Origin of the sequence: Aeribacillus sp. FSL W8-0870 (genome assembly GCF_037963755.1) — a bacterium.
In the GTDB taxonomy this organism is placed as follows: Bacteria; Bacillota; Bacilli; order Bacillales; family Aeribacillaceae; genus Aeribacillus; species Aeribacillus composti.
In genome coordinates this window covers 2,609,738-2,635,524 of the sequence record NZ_CP150165.1, presented here as the reverse complement: position 1 = coordinate 2,635,524, position 25,787 = coordinate 2,609,738, and the positions used below count along the sequence as shown (strand labels likewise).

The 25,787-nt window shown below is 38.7% G+C and carries 29 protein-coding genes and 1 pseudogene; 28 read left to right on the top strand and 2 right to left on the bottom strand.

Annotated features, from left to right (window positions below):
- Positions 1 to 239 precede the first annotated feature (239 nt).
- Positions 240 to 1,208: an asparaginase gene (locus tag NSU02_RS12785; RefSeq protein WP_339193011.1), complete on the bottom strand. Its 969-nt coding sequence runs from the start codon at positions 1,206 to 1,208 to the stop codon at positions 240 to 242.
- 223 nt (positions 1,209 to 1,431) lie between these two features.
- Between NSU02_RS12785 and prsW the strand changes: the two genes are divergently transcribed.
- The 16 genes from prsW (at position 1,432) to spoIVA (ending at position 15,899) form a co-directional block, all read left to right on the top strand.
- Positions 1,432 to 2,103, top strand: a complete 672-nt coding sequence (prsW, locus tag NSU02_RS12780) for a glutamic-type intramembrane protease PrsW (protein WP_066251976.1) — start codon at positions 1,432 to 1,434, stop codon at positions 2,101 to 2,103.
- Positions 2,104 to 2,195: 92 nt separating this feature from the next.
- Positions 2,196 to 3,149 carry a spore cortex-lytic enzyme gene (sleB, locus tag NSU02_RS12775; protein ID WP_094246145.1) on the top strand — a complete coding sequence of 318 codons (954 nt, stop codon included), beginning with the start codon at positions 2,196 to 2,198 and terminating at the stop codon, positions 3,147 to 3,149.
- A gap of 14 nt (positions 3,150 to 3,163) precedes the next feature.
- A complete protein-coding gene (ypeB, locus tag NSU02_RS12770; RefSeq protein WP_066251975.1) occupies positions 3,164 to 4,507 on the top strand; it encodes a germination protein YpeB in 1,344 nt (447 codons plus the stop codon).
- 95 nt (positions 4,508 to 4,602) lie between these two features.
- The gene (locus NSU02_RS12765) at positions 4,603 to 5,250 is read left to right on the top strand and encodes a flagellar brake domain-containing protein (RefSeq protein ID WP_339193010.1); all 648 of its coding nucleotides are present in this window, start codon (positions 4,603 to 4,605) and stop codon (positions 5,248 to 5,250) included.
- A gap of 44 nt (positions 5,251 to 5,294) precedes the next feature.
- Complete coding sequence (locus NSU02_RS12760; protein ID WP_232515564.1) at positions 5,295 to 5,480, top strand: DUF5359 family protein; 186 nt, start codon at positions 5,295 to 5,297, stop codon at positions 5,478 to 5,480.
- Between the two features lie 79 nt (positions 5,481 to 5,559).
- Positions 5,560 to 6,231: a (d)CMP kinase gene (gene cmk, locus NSU02_RS12755; RefSeq protein ID WP_339193008.1), complete on the top strand. Its 672-nt coding sequence runs from the start codon at positions 5,560 to 5,562 to the stop codon at positions 6,229 to 6,231.
- A 3-nt stretch (positions 6,232 to 6,234) separates the two neighbouring features.
- Positions 6,235 to 6,819 carry a lysophospholipid acyltransferase family protein gene (locus tag NSU02_RS12750; RefSeq protein ID WP_339193007.1) on the top strand — a complete coding sequence of 195 codons (585 nt, stop codon included), beginning with the start codon at positions 6,235 to 6,237 and terminating at the stop codon, positions 6,817 to 6,819.
- Between the two features lie 150 nt (positions 6,820 to 6,969).
- The gene (rpsA, locus tag NSU02_RS12745) at positions 6,970 to 8,115 is read left to right on the top strand and encodes a 30S ribosomal protein S1 (protein WP_339193006.1); all 1,146 of its coding nucleotides are present in this window, start codon (positions 6,970 to 6,972) and stop codon (positions 8,113 to 8,115) included.
- 846 nt (positions 8,116 to 8,961) lie between these two features.
- Positions 8,962 to 9,558, top strand: coding sequence for a hypothetical protein (locus NSU02_RS12740; RefSeq protein ID WP_339193005.1), 597 nt, complete (start codon positions 8,962 to 8,964; stop codon positions 9,556 to 9,558).
- Positions 9,555 to 10,457, top strand: a complete 903-nt coding sequence (locus tag NSU02_RS12735; protein WP_063388600.1) for a YIEGIA family protein — start codon at positions 9,555 to 9,557, stop codon at positions 10,455 to 10,457. Before NSU02_RS12740 ends, NSU02_RS12735 begins: the two co-directional genes overlap by 4 nt.
- Entirely contained in the window at positions 10,448 to 10,636 is a 189-nt protein-coding gene (locus NSU02_RS12730) for a hypothetical protein (protein ID WP_327856234.1), read from the top strand. Before NSU02_RS12735 ends, NSU02_RS12730 begins: the two co-directional genes overlap by 10 nt.
- Positions 10,637 to 10,827: 191 nt before the next feature.
- On the top strand, positions 10,828 to 12,138 hold the full coding sequence (gene der, locus NSU02_RS12725; protein ID WP_339193004.1) for a ribosome biogenesis GTPase Der: 1,311 nt from the start codon (positions 10,828 to 10,830) through the stop codon (positions 12,136 to 12,138).
- Between the two features lie 19 nt (positions 12,139 to 12,157).
- On the top strand, positions 12,158 to 13,201 hold the full coding sequence (locus tag NSU02_RS12720) for an NAD(P)H-dependent glycerol-3-phosphate dehydrogenase (protein WP_339193003.1): 1,044 nt from the start codon (positions 12,158 to 12,160) through the stop codon (positions 13,199 to 13,201).
- Positions 13,202 to 13,315: 114 nt separating this feature from the next.
- Positions 13,316 to 13,516, top strand: coding sequence for a DUF2768 domain-containing protein (locus NSU02_RS12715; RefSeq protein ID WP_063388596.1), 201 nt, complete (start codon positions 13,316 to 13,318; stop codon positions 13,514 to 13,516).
- Positions 13,517 to 13,536: 20 nt separating this feature from the next.
- Positions 13,537 to 14,250 carry a hypothetical protein gene (locus NSU02_RS12710; RefSeq protein WP_339193002.1) on the top strand — a complete coding sequence of 238 codons (714 nt, stop codon included), beginning with the start codon at positions 13,537 to 13,539 and terminating at the stop codon, positions 14,248 to 14,250.
- A 170-nt stretch (positions 14,251 to 14,420) separates the two neighbouring features.
- Positions 14,421 to 15,899 (top strand): stage IV sporulation protein A, encoded by a 1,479-nt coding sequence (spoIVA, locus tag NSU02_RS12705; RefSeq protein WP_063388595.1) that lies wholly within the window; start codon positions 14,421 to 14,423, stop codon positions 15,897 to 15,899.
- Positions 15,900 to 16,049: 150 nt separating this feature from the next.
- Here the strand turns inward: spoIVA and NSU02_RS12700 are convergent.
- Positions 16,050 to 16,906, bottom strand: a pseudogene (locus tag NSU02_RS12700) (CotH kinase family protein).
- 351 nt (positions 16,907 to 17,257) lie between these two features.
- Between NSU02_RS12700 and NSU02_RS12695 the strand changes: the two are divergent.
- The 12 genes from NSU02_RS12695 to aroH all read left to right on the top strand — a co-directional run bounded on the left by NSU02_RS12695 (position 17,258) and on the right by aroH (position 25,742).
- Positions 17,258 to 17,473, top strand: coding sequence for a hypothetical protein (locus NSU02_RS12695; RefSeq protein ID WP_066251957.1), 216 nt, complete (start codon positions 17,258 to 17,260; stop codon positions 17,471 to 17,473).
- Positions 17,474 to 17,732: 259 nt separating this feature from the next.
- On the top strand, positions 17,733 to 18,011 hold the full coding sequence (hbs, locus tag NSU02_RS12690) for a non-specific DNA-binding protein Hbs (protein ID WP_063388591.1): 279 nt from the start codon (positions 17,733 to 17,735) through the stop codon (positions 18,009 to 18,011).
- 227 nt (positions 18,012 to 18,238) lie between these two features.
- Positions 18,239 to 18,805 (top strand): GTP cyclohydrolase I FolE, encoded by a 567-nt coding sequence (folE, locus tag NSU02_RS12685; protein WP_066251953.1) that lies wholly within the window; start codon positions 18,239 to 18,241, stop codon positions 18,803 to 18,805.
- A gap of 17 nt (positions 18,806 to 18,822) precedes the next feature.
- The gene (mtrB, locus tag NSU02_RS12680) at positions 18,823 to 19,050 is read left to right on the top strand and encodes a trp RNA-binding attenuation protein MtrB (protein WP_063388589.1); all 228 of its coding nucleotides are present in this window, start codon (positions 18,823 to 18,825) and stop codon (positions 19,048 to 19,050) included.
- 110 nt (positions 19,051 to 19,160) lie between these two features.
- Entirely contained in the window at positions 19,161 to 19,940 is a 780-nt protein-coding gene (locus NSU02_RS12675; protein ID WP_066251950.1) for a heptaprenyl diphosphate synthase component 1, read from the top strand.
- A 3-nt stretch (positions 19,941 to 19,943) separates the two neighbouring features.
- Positions 19,944 to 20,669, top strand: a complete 726-nt coding sequence (locus tag NSU02_RS12670) for a demethylmenaquinone methyltransferase (RefSeq protein ID WP_063388587.1) — start codon at positions 19,944 to 19,946, stop codon at positions 20,667 to 20,669.
- Complete coding sequence (gene hepT / locus NSU02_RS12665; protein ID WP_311066277.1) at positions 20,670 to 21,632, top strand: heptaprenyl diphosphate synthase component II; 963 nt, start codon at positions 20,670 to 20,672, stop codon at positions 21,630 to 21,632.
- Positions 21,633 to 21,716: 84 nt separating this feature from the next.
- Positions 21,717 to 22,163, top strand: coding sequence for a nucleoside-diphosphate kinase (gene ndk, locus NSU02_RS12660; protein WP_063388585.1), 447 nt, complete (start codon positions 21,717 to 21,719; stop codon positions 22,161 to 22,163).
- 68 nt (positions 22,164 to 22,231) lie between these two features.
- Positions 22,232 to 23,008 carry a protein-glutamate O-methyltransferase CheR gene (locus NSU02_RS12655; RefSeq protein ID WP_311066276.1) on the top strand — a complete coding sequence of 259 codons (777 nt, stop codon included), beginning with the start codon at positions 22,232 to 22,234 and terminating at the stop codon, positions 23,006 to 23,008.
- Positions 23,009 to 23,113: 105 nt separating this feature from the next.
- On the top strand, positions 23,114 to 24,286 hold the full coding sequence (gene aroC / locus NSU02_RS12650) for a chorismate synthase (RefSeq protein ID WP_339193001.1): 1,173 nt from the start codon (positions 23,114 to 23,116) through the stop codon (positions 24,284 to 24,286).
- The gene (gene aroB, locus NSU02_RS12645) at positions 24,286 to 25,380 is read left to right on the top strand and encodes a 3-dehydroquinate synthase (protein WP_339193000.1); all 1,095 of its coding nucleotides are present in this window, start codon (positions 24,286 to 24,288) and stop codon (positions 25,378 to 25,380) included. The genes aroC and aroB overlap by 1 nt, the downstream gene beginning before the upstream one ends.
- Complete coding sequence (gene aroH, locus NSU02_RS12640; protein WP_063388656.1) at positions 25,377 to 25,742, top strand: chorismate mutase; 366 nt, start codon at positions 25,377 to 25,379, stop codon at positions 25,740 to 25,742. Before aroB ends, aroH begins: the two co-directional genes overlap by 4 nt.
- Positions 25,743 to 25,787 lie beyond the last annotated feature (45 nt).

Genomic DNA, 25,787 nt, shown 5'->3' with positions numbered 1-25,787 from the left:
AAAATAATCAAGTAGAGAAAAACAATCCGTTTTTCTCTACTTGATTTTGTTGCTTTCATAAGTTGTGGGGCCGTCCAGAAATCAAATCGCCATTGAAAACAAAAAATTATAAACACCGATATATCAACGTTTCTAACACATTAATGGGGCCGTCAATAAGCCGTAAAACGGCTTATTAGACACCCCCTTTACTTGTAACATTTTTTAGTAAAATTTGTGTTGATCATCACAACAGCTTATTATTTCGAAAACATTTCTTCTATTTCAGTTAAATCGCTCGTTTTTTCTAAAGCCACTAAAAGCTTTATTCTAGCTTTTTGCCCGTTTAATCCGTTCGAAAATATAACGCCAAGCTGTTTTAAATGTTTTCCTCCGCCCTGATAATCATAGACATCCTGCACAATGCCGTTAAAACATCGTGAGACAATGACGATCGGCACTTTCTTCTCAATAAGCCGTTTCATGCCGGGGACTAAAGCCGGCGGCAAATTTCCTTGCCCTAAAGCTTCAATGACGATTCCATCCGGATTCAGTCCTTCAACTGCTTCCATTATTTTTTCATCCATGCCTGCATACGCCTTTAAAAGGAGCACATGTTTAGTGATTTTCGTTATACTATATGTTTCTTTTCTTAACGGATAGTGATGAAATGCCAGAATTTTTTTGTTCACAATACCGATCGGTCCGTATTGCGGACTTTGGAATGTAGCGATATTGCTTGTATGCGTTTTTGTGACGTTTTTTGCTGTATGAATCTCGTCATTCATGACAACTAACACACCAAGGTTTTTCGCTTCGTCGGAAGCAGCAACTTTTATGGACATCAATAAATTATATAATCCGTCTGATCCGAGTTCATTATTTGACCTCATCGCACCTGTTACAACAACCGGGATGGGAAGGTCAAGAGTCAAATCTAAAAAATAAGCTGTTTCTTCTAAAGTATCCGTTCCATGAGTGACGACGACACCGTCGATGCTTCCATTTTTGGCATGATGTTCGATTTCTTTTTTAATTTCCAGCATTTCCTTAGGAGTTATATGCGGGGAAGGCAAGTTAAAAAGCTCTTTTACGATTGTTTGTACATTGTTTGCATTCAATGAAAAATTTGTTAGAGGATTGGACCCTTCTGGTCTCACTGCACCGCTTTGCTCATCTTCCAGCATTGAAATTGTACCGCCTGTATGTAAAATCAATACTTTCTTCATCTTTTTATCCCTTTCATTAAAGTTTCATTTTTTCATGCTTATTTTTGATTTTCATTTTGTCATATACATGTTACCATTTTATCAAAAGGATGTTTTTAACAACTTACTGCTGCTCTACATGAATCATCATTTCTCATTCTTTTATTTTGTTTTATTTTAAAAGGAACATTCTAATAAATCTATACATAAATAAGGAGATACTAGAAGAAAAGAGGCTGTCATTATGATTGCGATTATTACAGCAGGCATTGCACCAGGGCTGGCAATACTTTCATATTTTTATTTGAAGGATCAATATGAAATGGAACCCCTTTACATGGTTGTTCGGACGTTTATTTTCGGTGCGCTGCTTGTTTTTCCAATTATGTTTATTGAATACGTTCTGGAAACAGAAAATGTATTTCCCTCTTCTTTTTTACAAGCTTTCTTTGCTTCGAGTTTATTGGAAGAGTTTTTTAAATGGTTTATTTTTTATTTTACAATTTACTCCCATTTTCATTTTGATGAACATTACGATGGAATCGTTTATGGTGTGTCCATCTCTCTCGGCTTTGCGACATTGGAAAATATTTTATATTTAATTGCGAACGGTGTGGAGTTTGCATTCGGGCGCGCAATTTTTCCAGTCCCAAGCCATGCATTGTTCGGTGTCATCATGGGGTATTATTTAGGAAAAAGCAAATTTTCGAATGATAGGCTTAAAAAAAGATGGCTCTTTTATTCTCTAGTTATTCCGTTTCTTTTGCACGGAACGTACAATTATATCTTGCTTTCCAATGAAGACTGGAAGTTTTGGGTCACTCCGTTTATGGTGTTTTTATGGTGGTTTGGGCTTCATAAAGCAAAAAAAGCGCGCATGGTATACAAGCAAAATATCGAAACAATATCAGGATAAAAAAATTTTTGAACCGGCATGAGCCGGTTTTTTTGTTGTATAAAATGACATCTACTACAGAAAATACATGTAACGATATAAAGTGAGGAGGCATGATGATGGGAAAAAACATGAAATATCTGCTCGCAAACGCTTTTGTTTTAATCGTTTTTCTTATTCTTTCTAACAATCAGCTGCATGTTCATGCTTTTAGCGAACAAGTGATTCAGAGAGGTGCGACAGGTGATGATGTCATTGAACTGCAGGCAAGACTTCAATATAACGGATATTATCATGGGAAAATTGATGGGGTATATGGATGGAATACTTATTGGGCAGTTAGAAAATTTCAAAATAATTTCGGACTTAAAGAAGTAGATGGTTTAGTTGGTCCTGAAACAAAACAAAAGCTTATCAATACGACAAAATATTATAAGTCTTTTGTCCACGAACAAATTCGAAAAGGCAGAGACTTTACCCATTATGGCGGAGTGCCGCTAAAAATCCAAACAGCGCCTTCTGAGGAGCTGCGCGCAAAATGGCGGAAGCAAACCGAAAAAAATCTCGCAAAAAATGTACCGCCAAAAAAACAACAAGCTGGTCAGGCTGGACAAGGGCAAAAGCAGGCTGCTCCTAAACAGCAAGCAGCCCAAAATAAACAACAAACAGGGAAATCGGTACAGCCGATGGCGGTGAATATGCCTGGAGGCTTTTCACAAAATGACTTAAATCTTTTAGCCAATGCCGTTTACGGAGAAGCCCGCGGCGAGCCTTATATTGGTCAAGTAGCAATTGCGGCAGTTATTTTAAACCGACTGAACAGCCCGACATTTCCAAATACGGTTGCTGGTGTTATTTTTGAACCGGGTGCTTTTACAGCTGTCAGCGATGGACAAATATATTTGACACCAAATGAAACAGCGAGAAAAGCGGTGATGGACGCCATTAACGGGTGGGATCCGACAGAAGAAGCTCTCTATTATTTCAATCCTGATACAGCAACAAGCCCATGGATATGGACGCGGCCGCAAATCAAGAAAATCGGAAAACACATATTCTGTGAATAGTGAGGTGATTCAATATGCTTCGAGGATTATTAATCGGGCTGCTTACAGTGGCCTTAATCGGAACAGGCTACTGGGGATATAAAGAGCATCAGGAAAAAAACGCCGTATTAATTCATGCAGAAAACAATTACCAGCGGGCTTTTCACGATCTAACCTATCAAGTGGATCAGCTTCATGACAAAATTGGCGAGACACTCGCCATGAATTCAAGAAAATCATTGTCACCGGCGCTGGCGGAAGTTTGGAGAATTACATCGGAAGCGCACAATGATGTCGGCCAGCTTCCGTTAACTCTTTTACCTTTCAATAAAACAGAGGAATTCTTATCAAATATTGGTAAATTTAGTTATCAAACAGCAGTGAGAGATTTAAACAAAGATCCGTTAACGGATCAAGAATATGAAACGTTAAAAAAATTGTATAAAAATGCAAAAGACATACAAGACGAATTGAGAAACGTCCAGCATTTAATCTTAAAAAACAATCTGCGCTGGATGGATGTTGAACTCGCACTAGCATCAGGGCAAAAACAAATGGACAATACGATCATTGATGGATTTAAAACGGTAGAAAAAAATGTTGAAGGCTATTCCGAAACTAATTTCGGTCCAACGGCAACAGCGCTGCAAAAGCCTAAAAAAGGATTTGAACAATTAACTGGAAAGGAAATATCAGAGCAAGAAGCAAAACAAATCGCAAAACGATTTGCCCCTAAAAATGTAGAACGAGTAGATGTAACAACAAATGGTAAAGGATCAAATATTCAGTTTTACAGCATTACTATGCATGATAAAGGAAATAAACATGATGTTTATATGGATATCACGAAAAAAGGCGGTCATTTAATTTATTTATTGCACAACAGAGATATTAAACAACAAAAAATCAGCTTAAATGAAGCATCCAACCGAGCAACGGAATTTTTGAAAAAGCTAAAATTTAAGGATTTAGAGCTTTATGAGAGTGCACAATATGACAACATTGGTGTTTTCACATTTGTTTCTAATTACAAAGGTGTACGTCTATATCCTGATGCAGTTCGTTTAAAGGTAGCGTTGGACAACGGAGAAATTATAGGTTATTCTGGACGTGATTATTTAGCAGCGCACAAAAAAAGAAATTTGCCGAAACCTGCTATTACAAAAGAAGAAGCGAAAAAATCAGTCCATTCTAACGTTGAAATTCAGGAGGATCGATTAGCTGTTGTGACAAATGATGCCGGCGAAGAAGTGCTGTGCTATGAATTTTTAGGAACGATTGACCAAGACACGTACCGCATTTTCATCAACGCAATGGACGGAACGGAAGAAAAAGTGGAAAAATTGCAAAGTGCTGAACCGTTATTCAGAGAAATTTAATCACAAAAAGGGGAGTCGATTTTTAGGCTTTCCCTTTTTTTCATTTCATGCTTTAATAAATGTAGAGCGCTTATTACATTGAAAGAGTGGTAACGTTGATAAAAATTGGTACGATGATCACATTGGAACTTTCTGGCCAAGATCAAATACTAAAATGCAAACTTGTGGACCAAGAAGAAAACATTCTTTATATTGATTTTCCTATAAATAGCAAGACAGGAAAAACTGTTTTCTTAACAGACGGCACCGAGCTCGTTGCAACATTTGTGAACAGCGAAAAAAAACCGTATAAATTTCGTACTAAAGTTCTTGGCAAGAAAAAAGATAACCTCCCGATGATCATGCTTCAGGCACCTGAGTATATGGAGGAGATCCAAAGGCGGCAATTTGTCAGAATCGAGACAGCCGTTGATGTAGCCATACACGCCATTAATCAGGAATTCGCCCCATTTACAACAGTTACAAACGACATAAGTGCTGGCGGCATTTCAATCATTATTCCAAACGGTGTGGACGTACCGCTAAATGAAAATATACATATTTATATGGTGCTCACGTTTATGGACGGAACGATTGAATATTATAAGGTAACAGGGAAGGCGCTCAGAGTTGTGGAAGCGGAACATCATAAGCTCGCTTCCATAGCATTTATCAATATTGATGAAAAGACACAGCAAAAATTGATTCGCTTTTGCTTTGAACAGCAGCTGCAAATGAAAAAGAAAGGAATTTTGAATGAATAATACCGGCAAGGCTGTCCATACTATTTATAAAAAATGGCAAAAGGATGTTTTTTGTGAAGCGCTTTGAACAAATATTGATCAAATTGATCATTATACAATTCATTATGTTAATTGCCGCTCAGCTTTTTTTGCGCCATTCTGAATTGAAGCCATATTTATCAAAAGCCGTGCAATATGAAGGTGTTGGAAACATGTCCATCTCCGAATGGGTGGAAACTATCAGCCGCTAAAAGAGCAGGAAACCCCTGCTTTTCTTTCTGTATTCCAAAAAAATAGATACATATTTTTTGAAACTAGCTAGGAGGTATTATGAGTAAAAAAATTTCCATTGCAATCGACGGTCCGGCAGCTGCCGGGAAAAGCACAGTTGCCAAAAAAATCGCAAAAGATTTAGGCTATACATACATTGATACGGGTGCGATGTACAGAGCTCTCACTTTGAAAGCTTTACAGAATGGCATTTCTTTGGAGGATGAAAAAGCGCTAACCAAGCTTTTGAATGAAATGACGATTGAACTGAAGCCGATAAAAGAAGGTCAGCAAGTGCTAGTAAACGGTGAAGACGTAACGGCGATTATCCGTTCCAATGAAGTAACAAAGCATGTTTCCACTGTTTCCAAACATCCTAATGTGCGGGAGGAAATGGTGAAAAGGCAAAAACAGCTTGCAGGAAACGGCGGCGTTGTCATGGATGGCAGGGATATCGGCACTCATGTGCTGCCGAATGCGGAGTTGAAAATATTTTTAAAAGCTTCTGTAGAGGAAAGAGCAAAAAGAAGGTATGAGGAAAATTTAAGAAAAGGTTTTACATCCGATTTAACACAATTAAAGAAAGAAATTGAAGAAAGAGATAAGCTTGATTCCACGAGGGCAACTGCCCCATTAAAAAAAGCGCCGGATGCCGTCGAAATCGATACAACTTCATTGACGATTGAAGAGGTGGCGGAATTAATTAAAGAATTGGTAAAAGAAAGGCTGTAAGAAATGGGTAAATTTTATCAATTTGCAAAGGCAATTGTTTACTGCTTTATTAAACCGCTCTTTCGGGTCGAAGTGATCGGAAAGGAACATTTTCCAGTGGATGGTGCCGTGCTGCTTTGTTCCAATCATATTAATAATTTGGACCCTCCGACGATTGGTATCGTTTCACCAAGGCAGCTCCGTTTTATGGCAAAAGAGGAGCTGTTTAAAATTCCGGTTTTCAGCCTGATCGTCCGGGCATTGGGGGCGTTTCCGGTGAAAAGGGGCTTTTCCGATCGAGAGGCGTTAAGAACAGGCTTGAAAATATTAAAAGAAAGAGAAGTTTTAGCCATTTTTCCGGAAGGAACGAGAAGCAAAACAGGTGAACTCGGAAAAGGTTTGGCTGGTGCAGGTTTTTTTGCCTTAAGATCAGATTGTGTCGTCTTGCCATGCGCCGTCGTCAGTTCTTACAAACCGTTTCGGAAAACGAAAGTCATTTTCGGCCCAGCCATTGATTTTACATCTTATCGAAACAAAAAAATTTCAGCTGAAGAAGCGACCGATAAAATCATGACAGAAATTAGAAATTTGCTCGAAAAATATAGGTAATCAATGGATTTAACTTGACAAACGGAATTTTTTGTTAGAACTTATAGAAAAGAGGTATTTTTCATTCTATTTAGAGTAGCTTGTGACATACTAAATAGAATGGTACATATTTTGTTGAGTTGCTATGGCTTGACCAAGGAGGTAAATGGTATGGTAGAGGACATCAATCAAGGTGAAGTTTTTGTGCCTGAAGTGGGAGACGTTGTAGAGGGAACTGTAACAAAAGTGGAAGATAAGCAGGTGATTGTTGATATTAAAAATTGCAAACAAATGGGCATCATTCCGATTAGTGAACTGTCTAGTTTGCATATTGAAAAAGCTTCAGATGTTGTAAAGGAAAATGACAAGCTTGAACTAGCGGTCATTAAAGTTGAGGAAGAAGCCGTCATTTTATCGAAAAGCAAAGTGGCTGCGGATAAAGCTTGGGTGGAATTAGAGAGAAAATTTGAAAATAAAGAAGTATTTGAGGCAGAAGTGAAGGATGTCGTAAAAGGCGGTTTAGTGGTAGACCTGGGCGTCCGCGGATTTATTCCTGCTTCATTGGTTGAACCTCACTATGTTGAGGATTTTTCAGATTATAAAGGAAAAACATTGACATTGATGGTTGTGGAGCTAAACCGTGAAAAAAATCGAGTGATTTTGTCTCATCGTGCTGTAGTGGAAAAGGAGCAGGAAGAGAAAAAACAGCAAGTGCTTCAGTCGATTCAGCCTGGTGATGTATTGGAAGGAACAGTCCAACGTTTAGCCGATTTCGGAGCCTTTGTTGACATCGGCGGGATTGACGGTCTTGTACATATTTCTCAGATCTCTCATGCTCATGTAGATAAACCGTCAGATGTGCTTCAAGAAGGCGAAAAGGTAAAAGTGAAAGTTTTGTCTGTCGATCGGGATAATGGACGGGTTTCACTATCGATTAAAGAAACATTGCCTGGTCCATGGGAAAACATTTCTGAAAAAATCAAATCCGGTGATGTTGTCGAAGGAACTGTACAACGCCTCGTCTCATTCGGAGCTTTTGTAGAAGTTTTACCTGGAGTAGAAGGTCTTGTCCATATATCGCAAATTTCTAAAAAACATATAGGCACTCCTCAAGAAGTATTAGAAGAAGGACAAAAGGTAAAAGTAAAAGTGCTTGATGTAAACGAAGAAGAGAAACGGATTTCCTTAAGCATAAAGGAATTGGAAGATGATGGATCCGGTAGTGAAGAAGATTTTCGCAAATATCGTCCGAAAGAGGAATCGACAGGATTTCAACTAAGCGAAATGATCGGAGAGCAATTAAATAAATTAAAATAAAGACAAAGGCGATTATCACGAGCTGCCCCTTGTCAAGGTGACGGCGGAATAAAAAATGATCTAAGCGGCTTTATCTCTATATTCCATAGGGCTGAGGCCGTTTAGTCGTTTTATGAGGGTAATTTGTATCGATTGCCAGTCCTCAAACGAAATCTACGTTTCGCATTTGAGCGTTCTCCATAAAGACTCCATAAGCACCGCCCAGCATATAACGAGCTGTTTTATCATCTTCTCCACTGCTGTTCTTTTCATAAATCCTTGAGAATGATACGATCCATCCTCGCTGTAATAAGCTGTTATTGTTCGAAGCCTCGCCTAGTATATAGCTTCCATATCACTTCAATAAGCTGTATTTTGAGTTCTGCAGTATCGGTTCTATTTTTGCTAAGCTGCTCTATATCGTGATTATATGTGCGAACAAAATTCTTCGCTGCTTTTAATAAGCAAGCGATACGTCCGTTTTGCGTTCGTATCTCCATTAAAAATCAAAACTTGTGCAGATAAACAAGTGATACATCCAGCCTGAATTCATTAGCCCACAATTTTTTTGCAGAAAAACTCCCTCCTAAAAAACAAATAATGATTTAGAAGCCTTTTTTTATGAAAAGAAATTATACGGACATTCTGCCATTAAACAGATCGGCTTATGAGTTCTAAAAAAATAGCGAAAATTCCTTTCTTGACGGGCAGTGAAATGTTTACATTTTCCTCTCACAGCAATCCATCAGCAATCAATTCTCCCACAGCCTTTTAACTGCTTTTTATACGCTTTTAGCTTTGATTTTAAAATTTGTACGGTTAGCATCCATAAATTTTTCACATAATGGAAATAGTAGGAGGTTGGAGATGGAAGGAATATATTATTATTGGTTCATGTGGATAATTTGGGTAATTGTAACATTTTGGCTTCCAAAAACGGATGCTCGTTTTTGGCTCTCCTTTTTTATATTGTTAAATATTTTAGGAAGTGCAACGTTTATACACTTTACACAAATACATGTTGGTTTTTCGTATATCTTATTTGCTTTGCTTAGTTTTTTCATCTTGTATAGAACTAAGCGTTTATTTTATTCATTATTTTCCGTTTTGATCATTACGGTTGCCTATGCAGGAGTCAAGCTGTTTTATTTATTTGATCCTGTCTGGTTTTTACTTGACGTTCAGATGTATTTATCTATATTAGGAGTCATTTTATCCAATATGCTGAGCAAAGATTTTTTTGAAGGAATGGCATTTTTTATATTGGGATCTTGTTACGGAGAAGCTCTTTTTTCGTCTGCAGTTTATTCTTATTATCGGCCGATTGTAATAGGCGACTTTCCTTTTCTTGATATGCTGTCAATCGGAATCTTTTCATTGCTCATATGGGCGTCATTCAAAACATTCGCTGCTTCTTTAGAACATATATTCAAAAAACATGCAAGGGAGAGGCAAGGGTCATGAATGAATACACGCTTCCTATTTTTTATGGTGTCTTCGTAGGTGTGTTAGCCCGTCTTTTTATGCTAAAAACCGATTATCGCCAATATCCAACATATTTGCACGGAAAAATTATTCATATCGCACTTGGATTTATAGCGGCGGGACTCGGCACGATTGCTGTTCCGGCCATAATGGAAAAGGAGTTTACTGCCATTACTTTTTTAACGTTGGCTGCATCGCAGTTTCGCGAAGTCCGCAACATGGAAAGAAATACACTGTCAGAGCTCGATCAATATGAGCTTGTTCCTCGGGGAAGTACATATATTGAAGGAATTGCAATCGCCTTTGAAAGCAGAAATTATTTAGTGATTTTCACATCTTTATTTGTTACGCTTGCTTATTTAATCTTTGGCTTTTGGATGGCTCTTGTGATGACGGTCGTTTGCTTTATCATTTCTAAAGTGTTAATGTCTGGAGGCACATTGAAAGATATTGTTGACATTCAATATGTAAAGCCGCATTTTGACGGTGCAGGCTTGTATGTCGATGACATTTATATTATGAATATCGGCATCCCGGAAAAACGTGAACTAGTTTTAAAATATGGCATGGGGTTTATTTTGACACCAAAATCATTTGATGCGAGAACAACGATTGCCAACATCGGACAACGTCAGGCGATTCTCCATGATGTCTCAACTGCGCTGGGCGTAAACCGCGATGCGGGTGAACCATCTTTAGTCCCATTGGCAAAACGAGATCTTGAGGATGGAAGAGTCGGCGTGTTTGTGCTTCCTCAAAAACATGATTTGGATATCGCCATTCGAGTGATCAGCAACGTGCCAACGCTTGAAAATGCCATTCGCATGCCGACGGAGTCGAAGGCAAATAGGAAAGGTGAGAAAAAACGATGGTTTTAGAGAAAGCGGTTTTAGCGGTCGTTACGACAAATGAGAAAAAAATAAAAGGCGGTGCACCTGTTTTTATTTGTGATAACCAAAACGAAATGGATTCGATTGCAAAAAATTTAGAAGCGATTCTAGATGGAATTGCTCATGCCATAAGCGAGGAAATATATATCATTGTGAAACATTTTTAAGGCAGTTGTTCAATTTCATAAACTGCTATATAATAGGGTAGTTGGAAAAAAGCTTGGTAAAAAACTTCCGGGGCATGCCGAAAAAGGAGTTAGGCGCGAAAACATGCTGCGATTTCTTGAAGGCGTAGCCCCTTTAACATTATACATAGTGAAAAATGTGATGAGTTTTAAATTAGGAAGGAAGTTTTAGTATGCCGAAACCTGTTGTGGCTATTGTCGGTCGACCAAATGTCGGCAAATCGACGATTTTTAATCGAATTGTCGGTGAACGTATTTCAATTGTAGAAGATATACCTGGTGTTACCCGTGACCGTATTTATGCACCTTGTGAATGGCTGAATTTCCAATTTAACTTGATCGATACAGGTGGAATTGAAATTGGGGATGAACCGTTTCTAGCACAAATTCGCCATCAGGCGGAGATTGCGATTGAAGAAGCGGATGTAATTATTTTCATTACTAACGGTCGAGAAGGCGTAACTCCCGCTGATGAAGAAGTTGCAAAAATATTGTACCGCTCAAACAAACCCGTTGTCCTTGCCGTCAATAAAATGGACAACCCGGATATGAGGGAAAATATATATGAATTTTATTCTCTTGGCTTTGGAGAACCGTACCCGATATCAGGAGCGCATGGGCTCGGACTGGGAGATCTTTTGGATGCAGTATGCAAACATTTTCCAAAACTCCAATCAGAAAATGATGATGAAGGCATCATTAAATTTTCTTTGATTGGCCGACCAAATGTCGGCAAATCTTCCTTAGTAAATGCTATTTTAGGAGAAGAAAGAGTGATTGTCAGCGAAATTGCTGGAACAACACGAGACGCTATTGACACTAAGTTTACGTATAACAAGCAGGAGTTTGTCATCATTGATACAGCTGGCATGAGAAAAAAAGGAAAAATTTATGAGACAACAGAAAAATACAGTGTTTTGCGGGCGCTTAAAGCGATTGAACGCTCTGACGTAGTGTTAGTTGTTTTAAATGCAGAGGAAGGAATTATTGAACAAGACAAGCGAATTGCTGGCTACGCCCATGAAGCCGGGAAAGCCGTTGTCATTGTAGTAAACAAATGGGATGCAGTGGAAAAAGATGAAAGAACGATGAGAGAGTTTGAAAAAGATATTCGCGATCAATTTTTATTTTTAGACTATGCGCCAATCGTCTTTTTGTCTGCAAAAACGAAGAAAAGATTGCACACATTAATGCCTCAAATTATTCTTGCCAGCGAGAATCATGCGATGCGTGTCCAAACAAACGTATTGAATGATGTGATCATGGATGCCGTTGCTATGAATCCGACTCCAACGGACCACGGTACGAGATTAAAAATCTATTATGCAACACAAGTTTCTGTTAAACCGCCTACATTTGTCATATTTGTAAATGATCCGGAGCTTCTTCATTTTTCATATGAACGTTTTTTGGAAAATCGTATTCGCGATGCATTCGGGTTTGAAGGAACCCCTATTAAAATCATTGCGAGAAAAAGAAGATAAATAAAAGGAAGTGAGTAATTTGGCGAAGGTGGCAATATTGGGAGCTGGAAGCTGGGGAACAGCGCTTGCAATTGTTCTTTGCGACAATGGTCATGAAGTGCATCTTTGGGGACATCGGAAAGAACATATAGAAGCGATCAATCGTACAAAAAAAAATGAGAAATATTTGCCAAATGTCCCATTGCCGGACAATTTAACCGGATTTTATTCCTTAAAGGATGCGGTTGAAAATGTGGAAACGATTGTCTTGGCAGTCCCGACAAAAGCGATAAGAGAAGTGCTGAGTCAATTAAGAGAAGCCATTGATCGGCCGGTTTTAATTGTCCATGTTTCAAAAGGGATTGAGCCGGGTTCATTAAAAAGAATTTCCGAAATTATTGAAGAAGAAATGCCTCCTCACCTTTTGAAGGACGTAGTTGTATTATCAGGTCCAAGCCATGCGGAAGAAGTGTCTTTGAGACAGCCGACAACAGTGACTTCTGCGAGCAAAAATATTCAAGCAGCAAAATTTGTTCAAGATTTATTTATTAACCGCTATTTTCGTGTGTATACGAATCCGGATATAATCGGGGTTGAAATTGGAGGAGCGCTGAAAAACATTATTGCTTTAGCTGCCGGAATCAGCGACGGCCTTGGATACGGGGACAATGCGAAGGCTGCTTTAATAACTAGAGGATTGGCGGAAATTTCAAGATTAGGCTGTAAAATGGGTGCCAATCCATTAACGTTTTCTGGTCTTGCCGGAATCGGCGACTTAATTGTCACTTGCACAAGTGTGCATTCCCGCAATTGGCGTGCCGGCCATTTGCTAGGAAAGGGCAAAAAACTAGATGAAGTTTTAGAAAGCATGGGAATGGTTGTCGAAGGAGTAAGAACAACAAAAGCAGCTAAACAGCTTTCTGAAAAATATTCAGTAAAAATGCCGATTGCCAATGTCCTTTATGAAGTGCTGTTTCACGAAAAAGATCCGAAAGAAGCAGTCGAAGCGCTTATGGCGAGAGTTAAAACGCATGAAATGGAAGATCTTGTGAACATATTAGAAAATCGAAATGAAGAACTGTAGCACATTTCCCAGCTGCTTCAGTTTTTTTTTGAATTCGATTCTTATATGGAAAACAATTGCGTGAAAAAGAGCATATGTTAAAATGATTGGTAGGAATAGAAGGAGTGGATCACAATGTCAGAAGGTCTAATGAAAATGTGGATTGCCCTCACAGCGATGGCCTTTATGTTTATCGCGGTCTTTTCCATATACTTGAGCCGTTTTAAACTAAAAGGATTTTTGAAATCTATCACAGCAGTGATTGCTTATTTTTTTATGATTTTAGCAGGAATTATCATTTTTTTCGTAGTCTTTTCCGGACCGACAAGCGAGTAGGCAAAGTGAGGAAGACGAGGATGAACAAGAAAAGCATAATGAAATCTTTCATCTCTATCATGTTTGTTTTGCTTTTATCTGGATGTTTATACCCAGAAGAACGATTACATAAAAATGAAATACCTTATGAAGCGCAAATACAATCCGTGCAAAAAGCAGTAGAACAATATAAGGCTGATACGGAAGGGCTTTTGCCGATTAAAACGAGAGACAAATCAACGCCTATTTATGAAAAATACCCTATTGATTTCAATCTGTTGATTCCTGAATATTTGCCTGAGCCCCCTGGCGCCGCGTTTGAAAATGGAGGCATTTACTTATATGTTTTAGTCGATGTGGAAAAAAATCCAACCGTAAAGCTGATCGATTTACGAATAGCAGAGGCGATCCGTGAACTAAAGATGAGGATCAATGCTCATGAATATCCTCCTTATGAAAAGCAAATAGCGAAAAATGTATTTACACTGAACTATAAAAAGCTAGGATTAAAAGAGCCTCCTCATGTGAAGAGTCCGTACTCAGGGGAAAATCTTCCGCTTGTGATCGACAACAATCGAGAAGTTTATGTTGATTACAGCTTAGATTTATACCGTGCCATAAAGGAATCAAAAAGATCATTCAAAGAGGGGGAAGATATCCGTCATTTGCTAGTAGAAAACTCCCCGTTCGTCCCTGCATTTTCCCTTCCATATACTGTGAATGAAAAAAATGAACCGGTATTTTTAATAAAATAAGTCATGAACCTTTTTCTTAAGAATACAATTTAAGAGAAAGGTTCTTTTCTTTTTGGAAGAAATTCTTTTTTTACAGTCATAACTAGATAGGACAACATCATAAATATGTAATGACTAAAGAATTGTAAATGTATGGATGTTATAAGACTTGAAAGTCGGGAGGGAATCACTTGGAAAAGGTAGATATTTTCAAAGACATTGCAGAGCGAACTGGCGGCGATATTTATCTAGGGGTCGTTGGTGCAGTTAGAACCGGTAAATCAACATTCATAAAAAAGTTTATGGAATTAGTTGTTCTTCCCAATATTGAAAATGAAGCGGATAAAGCACGTGCTCAAGATGAGCTCCCTCAGAGCGCAGCAGGCAAAACCATTATGACAACGGAGCCAAAGTTTGTCCCGAATCAAGCGGTCACCGTCCATGTTGATGAAGGCCTTGATGTCAATATAAGATTAGTAGATTGCGTAGGATATACAGTGCCTGGTGCAAAGGGATACGAAGATGAAAATGGGCCGAGAATGATCAACACTCCATGGTATGAGGAGCCGATCCCGTTTCATGAAGCAGCGGAAATTGGCACCCGCAAGGTTATTCAAGACCACTCAACAATCGGTGTAGTCGTCACAACAGACGGTTCAATCGGCGAAATTCCTAGAAAAGATTACGTAGAAGCGGAAGAACGAGTAATTGAAGAGTTAAAAGAAGTCGGAAAACCATTTATTATGATTATTAATTCTGTGCATCCTCATCATCCGGATACGGAGGCTTTAAGAAAAGAATTAAATGAAAAATATGATATTCCAGTTCTTGCTATGAGCGTGGAAAGCATGAGGGAAATTGATGTAACGAATGTATTGAGAGAAGCGCTTTTCGAATTTCCAGTCTTGGAAGTCAATGTGAATTTGCCCAGCTGGGTGATGGTGCTGAGAGAAGATCATTGGCTTCGCACGAGCTATCAAGAAACGGTGAAGGAAACAGTAAAAGATATCAAACGTCTGCGTGATGTCAATCAAGTTGTCCAGCAGTTCAGTGAGTATGATTTTATTGAGCGGGCTGGACTAGCTGGTATTCAAATGGGCCAAGGGATTGCGGAGATCGATTTGTTTGCGCCGGATGAGCTGTACGATCAAATTTTAAAAGAAGTTGTCGGTGTTGAAATACGCGGGAAGGATCATCTGCTTGAGCTCATGCAAAATTTTGCACACGCTAAGGCGGAATACGATCAAGTAGCTGATGCTTTAAAAATGGTAAAACAGACAGGTTACGGCATAGCAGCACCGGCTTTATCAGATATGAGTCTGGATGAACCGGAAATTATCCGCCAAGGATCGAGATTCGGCGTCCGGCTCAAAGCAGTCGCACCTTCCATTCATATGATTAAAGTAGATGTTGAATCTGAATTTGCGCCGATCATTGGCACAGAAAAACAAAGTGAAGAGCTTGTTCGTTATTTAATGCAAGATTTTGAAGAAAATCCTTTGTCCATATGGAATTCCGATATATTCGGAAGAAGCTTAAGCTCGATCGTCAGAGAAGGAATACAGGCAAAATTGTCGTTGATGCCTGAAAATGCCCGCTACAAATTAAAAGAAACATTGGAAAGAATCATCAACGAGGGGTCAGGCGGGCTCATAGCAATCATATTATAAAAGATCAAAAGGTCAAAAACAACGGTTTTTGGCCGTTGTTTTTTTAACAAGGGGGCAAACGAGTGAGCCCTGTTTTTTTGACAAGAAGTTCTGCCCTGCGTTTTCCGGCCTTTGAAAAGACACATCATTTTTTTTAAAAGGTTAAACAACTTAGCGAAAAAACCGAATTTGAAGGTATTCGTACTGAAATAATTTTATTAGGCGGCGGAAGCTGTCGCTTTTCGATGCGTTTTGTTCAATATCTTCCAGTCGAAAAGGTTTGAAATTTGTCTTAGAATTTTCCGTAATGCTTTTAATGTGTTTCAATTGGTAGTAAACAACATTGTTTGATTCGAATAAATAGAGGGCCAAATAATCAGTTTTTACTTCAAGCAGCAAACCGCTTTTGCTTTCAGGGCCGCCTCTATTCACCTTAATAATATGAAAACGGCTTGTTTCTCCATGTAAGTAAAGTGCGTAATTGTGAACAAAACCATCGTAATTTTGTGTGCAAATAACACCTGTCAGCCATTTTAAATATTGCTCCACGTCTAAATATTGTTCAATTTCTTCAGAAAATTGGGACGAAATGCTTGTATTAACAAAATAAATAAATTGTTCGAACTTACTAAAATCGTCATTTTCCCCGTATTTTAGCTCATATCCTTGTGATAAGCTTTTTTTACCTTTTGGTCTAAATCGCTGTATAACGAAAAACTAGCATCACCATCTATTGCATAAAAAATTGGGCCTTTAGGCAGTTTTCTTTTTGCTAAAAAATCTTCATTGACGGATTCTTGGCGTAAATAAATGCCTTGATGGATTCCATTGATCGATAAAAGGGTGAATTTTGTTTCGGGGACGTATACTCCTATGCGGTCAAAAAAATAAAAAGAAAGCTTATTGCGAATCAGTGAAGGATCAAAATATTCCGCATTTAAATGAAATTCCTTTTCGTTATTGTATTTTGAAGGACGGTAATATTTTATAAAAAAAGATTTTTTTCGCTTTCCTAGTATGAGAGCCACGATACATTATATCCCCATCGATCTTCTTCTTCCCTAAATAAACCATGACGGGAACTCCGTCTTCATCCCATTTATTTTTTCATAAAAAAAGAAAATCTTTCGGATGAATGTATAAGGAAATTTTCTCCAAGTCTTTTTCCATTTGATCCCTCTTTTCACTGTTTTTCATTTAAATAGTATGAATGTGGATAAAACATGCCACTGTTGGTAAACGCACATTTTTTTTACGATTTAAAAGTCCAAACGAATTAATGTAAAGACACAGATGCTATACAAAATAAAAGGGGAGGGCAGAATAGTGATTTCCGAAAAAGTGATTAAAGAAGCATTTCATAGCGGGGAAGAAAAGGGTTGAAACATTTTTATTTCCAAGAACCTGAAGGAAGAAGAAGATCGGATAAAACAAGCGGCAGCCGGGATTTTAAACATACGAAAAGAAAAAGAATTCGGCGCTTTGAAAACGGAAATATGTGGGAGCTGCGTTTTCAAATGATGGAAGGGTTGACTGCTCATGCAGTCTCCCTATATTGTTTTGGCGAACTTTTTGCCAAATCGATTGAAAAATGACTGAAATTAATAGAATTGTGCTTGATTCTGCCATTATTGTTATGATAATCTTTTTACAGAAATTCTTCTCTCATAAGGATGAATCATCCTTTGCAACCAATTTGAAAATGAAAAACTGTTGAAATGAAATATTGTTTCATTTATGATAAGCTAGTCACCAACTTCTTGTTGTTGCATGTATAGAATTCTTAAAAGCTGTGAAGAAATGTATAATAGCTGGATTTTCATGAAACTTTTTTGGGAGGAGGTGAAACATTAAATGAACAAAACAGAATTAATCAACGCTGTAGCAGAAGCTAGCGAATTATCCAAAAAGGATGCAACGAAAGCTGTAGATGCTGTTTTCGATACAATTTTAGAATCTTTGAAAAAAGGTGACAAAGTTCAACTCATCGGTTTTGGAAACTTTGAAGTGCGTGAGCGTTCAGCGCGCAAAGGTCGCAATCCTCAAACTGGTGAAGAAATTGAAATTCCGGCAAGCAAAGTGCCTGCGTTTAAACCAGGCAAAGCTCTTAAAGATGCAGTTGCTGGCAAGTAATGAAATGAACGCACACAATTAAGAAATGAGTAGCGACTACATATGCTCGCTGCATTTCTTCACAGAATAAGCCCCTTTTTGGGGCTTTTCCTATTTAGGCGAGATTGTTCAAAGGTTTTATTGAAAAGATTTCTGTTCTATTTGCGGGAAAGGAAGCTTCATTTTGCTTTTTTTTCATTAATTGTGCTAGAATCGGTATGAATGAATGACAATAGGAGGAGCCGAGTATGCCAAAAATTAATAAAGAGCAAATAGAACAGGCAGTACGTTTAATTATAGAAGCTATAGGGGAGGATCCTAATAGGGAAGGATTGGCTGATACACCTAAGCGGGTTGCCAATATGTATGAGGAAATTTTTTCAGGTATAAATCAGGATCCTAAAGAATATTTTCAAACCGTATTTGAAGAGGATCATGAAGAGCTTGTTTTAGTAAAGGATATTCAATTTTTTTCAATGTGCGAACACCATCTAGTTCCTTTTTTCGGTAAAGTACATATTGCATACATACCAAAAGGCGGCAAAGTGACTGGACTAAGCAAACTAGCCCGCGCTGTTGAAGCGGTTGTAAAAAAACCACAGCTGCAAGAACGGATTACATCAACGATTGCCGACAGCATAGTCGAATCATTGGATCCTCACGGTGTGATGGTTGTTGTTGAAGCGGAGCATATGTGCATGACAATGCGCGGAGTGAAAAAGCCTGGATCAATCACTGTAACGTCAGCAGTCAGAGGATGTTTTTTGAATGATGCTGCGGCAAGAAGCGAAGTGTTGTCATTAATAAAAAAATAAACGGTAGGTGTTGATAGATGAATCCGAATCAAAATGATTATGTGGTTATTAAAGCAATTGAAGATGGCGTCAATGTGATTGGTTTGACAAGAGGTTCCGATACTAGGTTCCACCATTCCGAAAAGCTTGATAAAGGAGAAGTAATGATTGCTCAATTTACGGAACACACTTCTGCCATTAAAATTCGCGGCAAGGCGCTTATTCAAACAAGCTATGGAGAGATTGAGAGCGGCGAGAGAAAATAAGCAGGATTTCTGCTTTTACTTTTTCGACAAAGCCTAATGAAAAAATGTGGTTATGATATAATAAAATTTGTAAATGTTAGTATAGAGATATATGGGGGACAAGGGTGATAATGATGGAAATCTATCAAAAGCTGGAGCAAATAAAACGTTCGCTAGACCAATATTTTTCACATCCTGTGCTTAAACAATATATTCAAAAGCCTGTAATTGATGAAGACAAGCTGCTATTGTTTTACGCGCTTTTTGAAGAAGCGGAAATAGCAGATGAAAAGAAGGAAAAATATGTTGTGACCGCCATGCTTGTTCAATCAGCCCTTGATACCCATGATTTAGTAACGACAACGGAATGTGAAAATAAGAAGCTTTTTGTTGAAAGACAATTAAATGTTATTGCAGGTGATTATTTCAGCGGACTATATTATTTTATTCTTTCTGAAATTCAAGACTTGAAAATGGTTCGTGCGCTTGCAACCGCGATTAAAGAAATTAATGAGCATAAAATTCGTCTTTACGACCGAAGCTGCCAGTCGATTGAAGCAATAGTCGAAAGCATCGTCATTGTGGAAACCGCGTTATTTCAACGGATCGGAGAGCATTTTCAAATTGAGACGTGGCCGGAAATTTCCAAAACATATTTAACATATAAACGTTTATGTGAAGAAAAACATAAATACGATAAAAATAGCCAGTCCGTTTTAACACAATTTCAAAAGAAATCTAAAAGCCCGATTGATTTAGTTGGAACTTTCATAGAATGCTGCAATCATTATTTCTGGGAAATTAATAAACTGTTGGAAAAAAGTCTGAAATATTCGCCTGCCGTAAAACAATTTATTATGAACCGAATTCATGTATTACGGTTTTCGCATATGATAGTGGAGGAAGGTTAAAAAATGCAGCAATCGAAAGAAGAACGTGTGCACCGCGTATTTGAAAAAATTTATAAAAATTATGACCGGATGAATTCTGTGATCAGCTTTAATCGTCATATTGCATGGCGAAAAGAAACGATGCGGAGAATGAATGTGAAAAAAGGTTCCTACGCACTCGATGTTTGCTGCGGAACGGGGGACTGGACGCTTGCGCTCGGGGAAGCAGTCGGGCAAAACGGAAAGGTCATAGGACTTGATTTTAGCCAAAATATGTTAAGCATCGGTGAGGAAAAGGCAAAGGAAAGACAATTTTCCAATATTTCATTTATTCACGGCAATGCGATGGATTTGCCGTTTCCTGAAAACGAGTTTGATTATGTGACCATCGGGTTTGGCCTCAGAAATGTTCCTGATTATATGCAGGTTCTATCGGAAATGTACCGCGTATTGAAACCCGGAGGAATGGTAGTTTGTTTGGAGACATCACAGCCGACCTTGATTGGCTTCAAACAGCTTTACTATTTTTATTTTCGCTTTATCATGCCTTTATTCGGCAAGATATTTGCTAAAAGCTATGAAGAATATTCTTGGCTGCAGGAGTCCGCGCGTCAATTTCCTGGCATGAAAGAGCTGAAAAAAATGTTCGAGCAAACTGGTTTTATAAATGTAGAAGTGAAGCCATTTACAGGCGGTGTTGCAGCAATGCACTTAGGTTATAAACCGAAATTGGAAACAAAGGTGAAATAAATGAAGTTAAAATCATTCTATTCCTTTTTAACAAAAGACCTTGAAGTGATTGAAAATGAATTGCTGTCTTCCGTACAAACAAAAGATCCGTTAATACGTGAAGCCGGGATTCATCTTCTTCAAGCAGGGGGAAAACGGATTCGCCCTGTTTTTGTATTGTTGTCAGGAATGTTCGGAGATTATAACATTGACCGTATGAAACCGGTTGCCGTCGCTTTAGAGCTGATTCACAGCGCCTCATTGGTACACGATGACGTCATCGACAATGCTGAGCTGCGAAGAGGAAAACCAACAGTTAATGCAAAATGGGACAATCGCATTGCCATGTATGTTGGAGATTACTTATTCGCACGGGCTCTTGAAATCATAACAGAGCTGGACGAGCCGCTTATTCACCGAGTTCTTTCGAAAGCTCTTGTTGAACTCTGTTTAGGAGAAATCGAACAAATCAACGATAAATACAATTTTGATCAGTCTTATCGGACGTATGTCAAACGAATTAAAAGAAAAACAGCTTTATTAATTGCTGTCAGCTGCCAATTGGGCGCTCTTGCCTCCGGCGCTCCAGAATCCGTTTGTAAAAAGCTTTATTTGTACGGTTATTATGTTGGAATTTCGTATCAAATTATTGACGATCTTTTAGATTTTATCTCTACGGAAGAAGAGCTTGGAAAACCAGTTGGGAGCGATTTACTTCAAGGAAACATTACCCTTCCTGTTTTGTTTGCCATGCAAAATGAGGAATTAAGAAAAAAAATTGTCAAAATCAATAATCAAACAACTGCTGAAGAAATCAAACCGATTATTTATGAAATTAAAAAATCAAGAGCAATCGAACAGTCGATGAATATTAGTGACCGCTATTTGCAGAAGAGCTTTCATCAATTGGAAGGCCTCAAGCACGGGAAAGCGCGAACTTCGCTATACAATATTGCCAAATATATTGGAAAAAGGAAATTTTAGTTTGCGTAACCGCTTTAATAATGATACTATTTTCTTGTGGATTTTGTACTTATACATAATGAAATTTTCGAGGTGGATGTGTTGATGGAAAAGACGTTTTTAATGGTAAAGCCTGATGGTGTACAACGACAGCTAATTGGACAAATCGTTTCAAGATTTGAGCAAAAAGGGCTGAAGCTTATCGGTGCAAAATTAATGAAAATCTCTGAAGAATTGGCCCAGCAGCATTATGGAGAACATAAAGAAAAGCCTTTTTTCAATGAGCTCGTTCAATTCATCACATCAGGACCGGTTTTTGCAATGGTTTGGGAAGGCGAAAATGCAATCGAAATTGCCCGTCAAATGATGGGAAAAACCAATCCAAAGGATGCCCTTTCTGGAACAATTCGCGGCGATTTTGGTTTAACAGTAGGGAAGAATGTAATTCACGGTTCAGATTCACCTGAAAGCGCTGAGCGGGAAATTCAATTGTTTTTTAAAGCTGAAGAGCTTGTAGAATATGACCGTGAAATTGATGCATGGATCTATTAACATCTGACCCTAATCAAACAATGGTTTGATTAGGGTTTTCTACATTACATTCGGGGGAAGATCGGAAAGTGACAGATAAGGACTATGTTGCATTTATCGAAAAGATAAAAAGAAAAAGCGGGATTGACCTGTCGTTATATAAAGAGACTCAAATGAAAAGAAGATTAAAATCATTGTATGAAAAAAAAGGATTTCAATCCTTTCAAGAGTTTTTTTTAGCTATGGAAAAGGACAAATGTTTATACAATCTGTTTTTAGATCGAATGACGATTAATGTTTCTGAATTTTTTCGCAACTATCAGCGCTGGAACATCCTTGAAAAAAAATTGCTTCCGCGTTTGCTGAATGGTAAAAAACATATAAAAGTTTGGAGCGCTGCGTGCTCAACGGGAGAAGAACCTTACACAATTGCGATGATTTTAGCACAGAATTCGCTATTGGAAGCCTCATATATTTTAGCAACAGATATAGATGAACAAGCGATTAAAACAGCACAAATTGGAATTTATCCGGAAAGAGCGCTAAAAGAAGTACCTCTTGAATATAAAACTAATTATTTTCAGCAAGAAGGCTCTTTCTATCATGTAAAAGAAGACATTAAACGCTCGGTTACTTTTCGAAAACATAATTTGCTGTCAGATCGTTTTGAAACAGATTTTGATTTGATCGTATGCCGAAACGTCCTCATTTATTTTACTGAGTCTGCGAAAAAAGAACTTTATGAAAAATTCAGCAAGTCGCTTAGACGAAACGGGATTTTATTTGTTGGCAGCACAGAGCAAATTTTCACTCCGGAAAAATATGGATTAAAAACGATCGAAACGTTTTTTTATACACGATTGTAGCAATAGCAAAGATCTTTCTATTCAAACAAAAAATCTTATGGTATAGTTACGTAAAAGCATAAAAGCATAAAAGCGTTAAAGTGTTATGGGAAGGAGTTTGCTAGTATGAGATATTTGACAGCAGGGGAATCTCACGGCCCGCAATTAACGACGATTATAGAAGGAGTTCCGGCAGGGCTTCCTCTAACGAAAGAAGACATCAATATTGAGCTTGCAAGAAGACAGAAAGGCTATGGCCGCGGTCGAAGAATGCAAATCGAAAAAGACCAGGTGCAAATTCTAGGCGGAGTGCGCCATGGCGAAACGCTAGGATCACCAATAGCGCTAGTTGTAGAAAATAAAGACTTTGCCCATTGGACGAAAATTATGGGGGCAGAGCCGATTTCCGAATCGGAGAAAGCGGAAATGAAACGAAAAATTACGAGACCTCGCCCAGGCCATGCCGACTTAGTCGGGGCGATCAAATACGGACATCGTGATATGCGCAACGTGCTTGAACGCTCTTCTGCCCGGGAAACAACTGTCAGGGTGGCAGCAGGAGCTGTTGCGAAGAAAATTTTGTCTGAACTCGGCATTCAAGTGGCAGGACATGTCATTGAAATTGGCGGTGTCCGTGCGCAAAAATTGGACTATTCGACGCTTGCTGAGTTGAAGGAAAAGACAGAGAACTCACCTGTGCGTTGTTTAGATGAAAATGCGGCTCAGCAAATGATGAAGGCGATCGACGAAGCAAAAGAAAAGGGTGATTCCATCGGCGGCATCGTTGAGGTGATTGTTGAAGGAATGCCGCCTGGTGTCGGCAGCTATGTTCATTGGGACAAAAAGCTGGATGCCAAAATAGCGCAAGCGATCGTAAGCATCAACGCGTTTAAAGGGGTTGAATTCGGCTTGGGATTTGAAGCGGGACGGAGTTTTGGCAGCGAAGTTCATGATGAAATCCTTTGGAGCGAAGAGAAAGGATACTATCGCAAAACAAACAATCTGGGAGGCTTTGAGGGCGGCATGACGACCGGAATGCCCATCGTCGTCAGAGGAGTCATGAAGCCAATTCCAACACTGTACAAGCCTTTGCAAAGCGTTGACATTGATACGAAAGAGCCTTTTTTGGCGAGCATTGAACGATCGGATAGCTGCGCAGTCCCGGCTGCAAGTGTTGTGGCGGAGGCAGTTGTTGCATGGGAACTAGCCAAAGCGATCGTTGAACAGTTTGGTCTTGATCGCATTGACCTTATTCGGGAAAATATCGAACGTATGAAACAATATGCGAGGGAATTTTAATGGAACAGATGATGATTCAAACGAAAAGTCGCCCGTATCCAGTTTTTTTAGGAGACGGAATTATCGATAATGTCGGAGAATATCTTCTGTCTGTTTGCAATAATCCTTCGAAAATTTTGATCATTACTGACCAAACAATCAAGGATCTGTATGGCGGAAAATTAGAGTCGGTATTAAAAGCATTCGATTTGGACGTATTGACATGTGTTGTTCCGAGCGGCGAAAAGTCTAAATCATTTGAAACGTACTATAAATGCTTGACCTTTGCTTTAGAAAACAATCTGGACAGAGAATCCGTGATCATTGCTTTTGGCGGCGGCGTAGTGGGTGATTTAGCTGGCTTTGTAGCTGCAACATTTATGAGAGGAATTCCGTTCATTCAAGTGCCGACGACCCTTTTGGCTCATGACAGTGCTGTCGGGGGAAAGGTGGCCATTAACCATCCGCTCGGAAAAAATATGATCGGGGCTTTTCATCAGCCTCATGCCATTATTTATGATACACAGTTTTTAAAAACACTGCCTCTTCTAGAAATCCGCTCAGGATTTGCGGAAGTGGTGAAGCACGGCTTCATCAATGATCGTTCATTTGTTGAAAATTTAATGAAAACGATCCATTCGTTGAATCATGTAACAAGCGAACAACTGCAATGGTTTATACGAAAGGGAATTGAAGTGAAAGCAGAAATTGTCGCTGAAGATGAAAGAGAAACGGGAAAAAGGGCGTTTTTAAACTTCGGTCATACTCTCGGCCATGCGCTCGAAGCGGAGTTAGGTTACGGGAAGATTTCCCACGGAGATGCCGTTGCATGCGGCATGCTGTTTGCTCTATGGCTGAGTGAAAAGATATTCCGCAAAGATTTTCAATATAAATCGATCAAAAATTGGTTTAACGAAATCGGCTTTCCCGTCAAAATCGATGAAACCATTCAAACCGAATCGCTTCTCGAACGAATGAAAAAAGACAAAAAAACGGTACATAGCCAGATTCGTTTTGTACTTCTCGAGGATATCGGCAATCCGGTACTTAAGACGTTTGACACGCATACATTATATTCATTTCTTAATGAGTGGAGAACGGAGGGATGCGTTTGATAAGAGGTGTTAGAGGGGCCATCACCGTTTCGGAAAATAATGAAGAACAGATTGTTGAAAGCACGGAGAGGCTCTTAAGGGAGATGATTCGATTAAACAACATTGCCCCTGAACAAGTAGCTTCCGTGTTTATTTCGGCGACAAATGATTTAAATGCCTGCTTCCCTGCAAAAGCATTAAGAAATATTGAAGGCTGGAAATATGTTCCTGTGACATGCATGCAGGAAATAGCCGTTGAAGGCGCCCTTGAGAAATGCGTAAGGGTGATGATGCATATTAATACAGAAGCCGCCCAAAACGATATTTGCCATGTTTATTTAGAGAAGGCAAAAATTTTACGACCGGATCTTGTTGACAAATAATGCTGTATCCGATAATATGGCGAATAAGAAAGTTTTTATATGACC

Bases quoted from the DNA above. Each gene is read 5' to 3' on its own strand.
- hepT (WP_311066277.1), top strand. From the start codon at position 20,670: ATGAAGTTAAAATCATTCTATTCCTTTTTAACAAAAGACCTTGAAGTG.
- hbs (WP_063388591.1), top strand. From the start codon at position 17,733: ATGAACAAAACAGAATTAATCAACGCTGTAGCAGAAGCTAGCGAATTA.
- NSU02_RS12785 (WP_339193011.1), bottom strand. From the start codon at position 1,208: ATGAAGAAAGTATTGATTTTACATACAGGCGGTACAATTTCAATGCTG.
- NSU02_RS12715 (WP_063388596.1), top strand. From the start codon at position 13,316: ATGTCAGAAGGTCTAATGAAAATGTGGATTGCCCTCACAGCGATGGCC.
- NSU02_RS12710 (WP_339193002.1), top strand. From the start codon at position 13,537: ATGAACAAGAAAAGCATAATGAAATCTTTCATCTCTATCATGTTTGTT.
- cmk (WP_339193008.1), top strand. From the start codon at position 5,560: ATGAGTAAAAAAATTTCCATTGCAATCGACGGTCCGGCAGCTGCCGGG.
- NSU02_RS12750 (WP_339193007.1), top strand. From the start codon at position 6,235: ATGGGTAAATTTTATCAATTTGCAAAGGCAATTGTTTACTGCTTTATT.
- NSU02_RS12675 (WP_066251950.1), top strand. From the start codon at position 19,161: ATGATGGAAATCTATCAAAAGCTGGAGCAAATAAAACGTTCGCTAGAC.
- prsW (WP_066251976.1), top strand. From the start codon at position 1,432: ATGATTGCGATTATTACAGCAGGCATTGCACCAGGGCTGGCAATACTT.
- NSU02_RS12735 (WP_063388600.1), top strand. From the start codon at position 9,555: ATGAATGAATACACGCTTCCTATTTTTTATGGTGTCTTCGTAGGTGTG.
- NSU02_RS12740 (WP_339193005.1), top strand. From the start codon at position 8,962: ATGGAAGGAATATATTATTATTGGTTCATGTGGATAATTTGGGTAATT.
- mtrB (WP_063388589.1), top strand. From the start codon at position 18,823: ATGAATCCGAATCAAAATGATTATGTGGTTATTAAAGCAATTGAAGAT.
- ndk (WP_063388585.1), top strand. From the start codon at position 21,717: ATGGAAAAGACGTTTTTAATGGTAAAGCCTGATGGTGTACAACGACAG.
- NSU02_RS12730 (WP_327856234.1), top strand. From the start codon at position 10,448: ATGGTTTTAGAGAAAGCGGTTTTAGCGGTCGTTACGACAAATGAGAAA.
- NSU02_RS12670 (WP_063388587.1), top strand. From the start codon at position 19,944: ATGCAGCAATCGAAAGAAGAACGTGTGCACCGCGTATTTGAAAAAATT.
- aroB (WP_339193000.1), top strand. From the start codon at position 24,286: ATGGAACAGATGATGATTCAAACGAAAAGTCGCCCGTATCCAGTTTTT.
- der (WP_339193004.1), top strand. From the start codon at position 10,828: ATGCCGAAACCTGTTGTGGCTATTGTCGGTCGACCAAATGTCGGCAAA.
- ypeB (WP_066251975.1), top strand. From the start codon at position 3,164: ATGCTTCGAGGATTATTAATCGGGCTGCTTACAGTGGCCTTAATCGGA.
- NSU02_RS12760 (WP_232515564.1), top strand. From the start codon at position 5,295: ATGTTTTTTGTGAAGCGCTTTGAACAAATATTGATCAAATTGATCATT.
- folE (WP_066251953.1), top strand. From the start codon at position 18,239: ATGCCAAAAATTAATAAAGAGCAAATAGAACAGGCAGTACGTTTAATT.
- rpsA (WP_339193006.1), top strand. From the start codon at position 6,970: ATGGTAGAGGACATCAATCAAGGTGAAGTTTTTGTGCCTGAAGTGGGA.
- aroC (WP_339193001.1), top strand. From the start codon at position 23,114: ATGAGATATTTGACAGCAGGGGAATCTCACGGCCCGCAATTAACGACG.
- sleB (WP_094246145.1), top strand. From the start codon at position 2,196: ATGATGATGGGAAAAAACATGAAATATCTGCTCGCAAACGCTTTTGTT.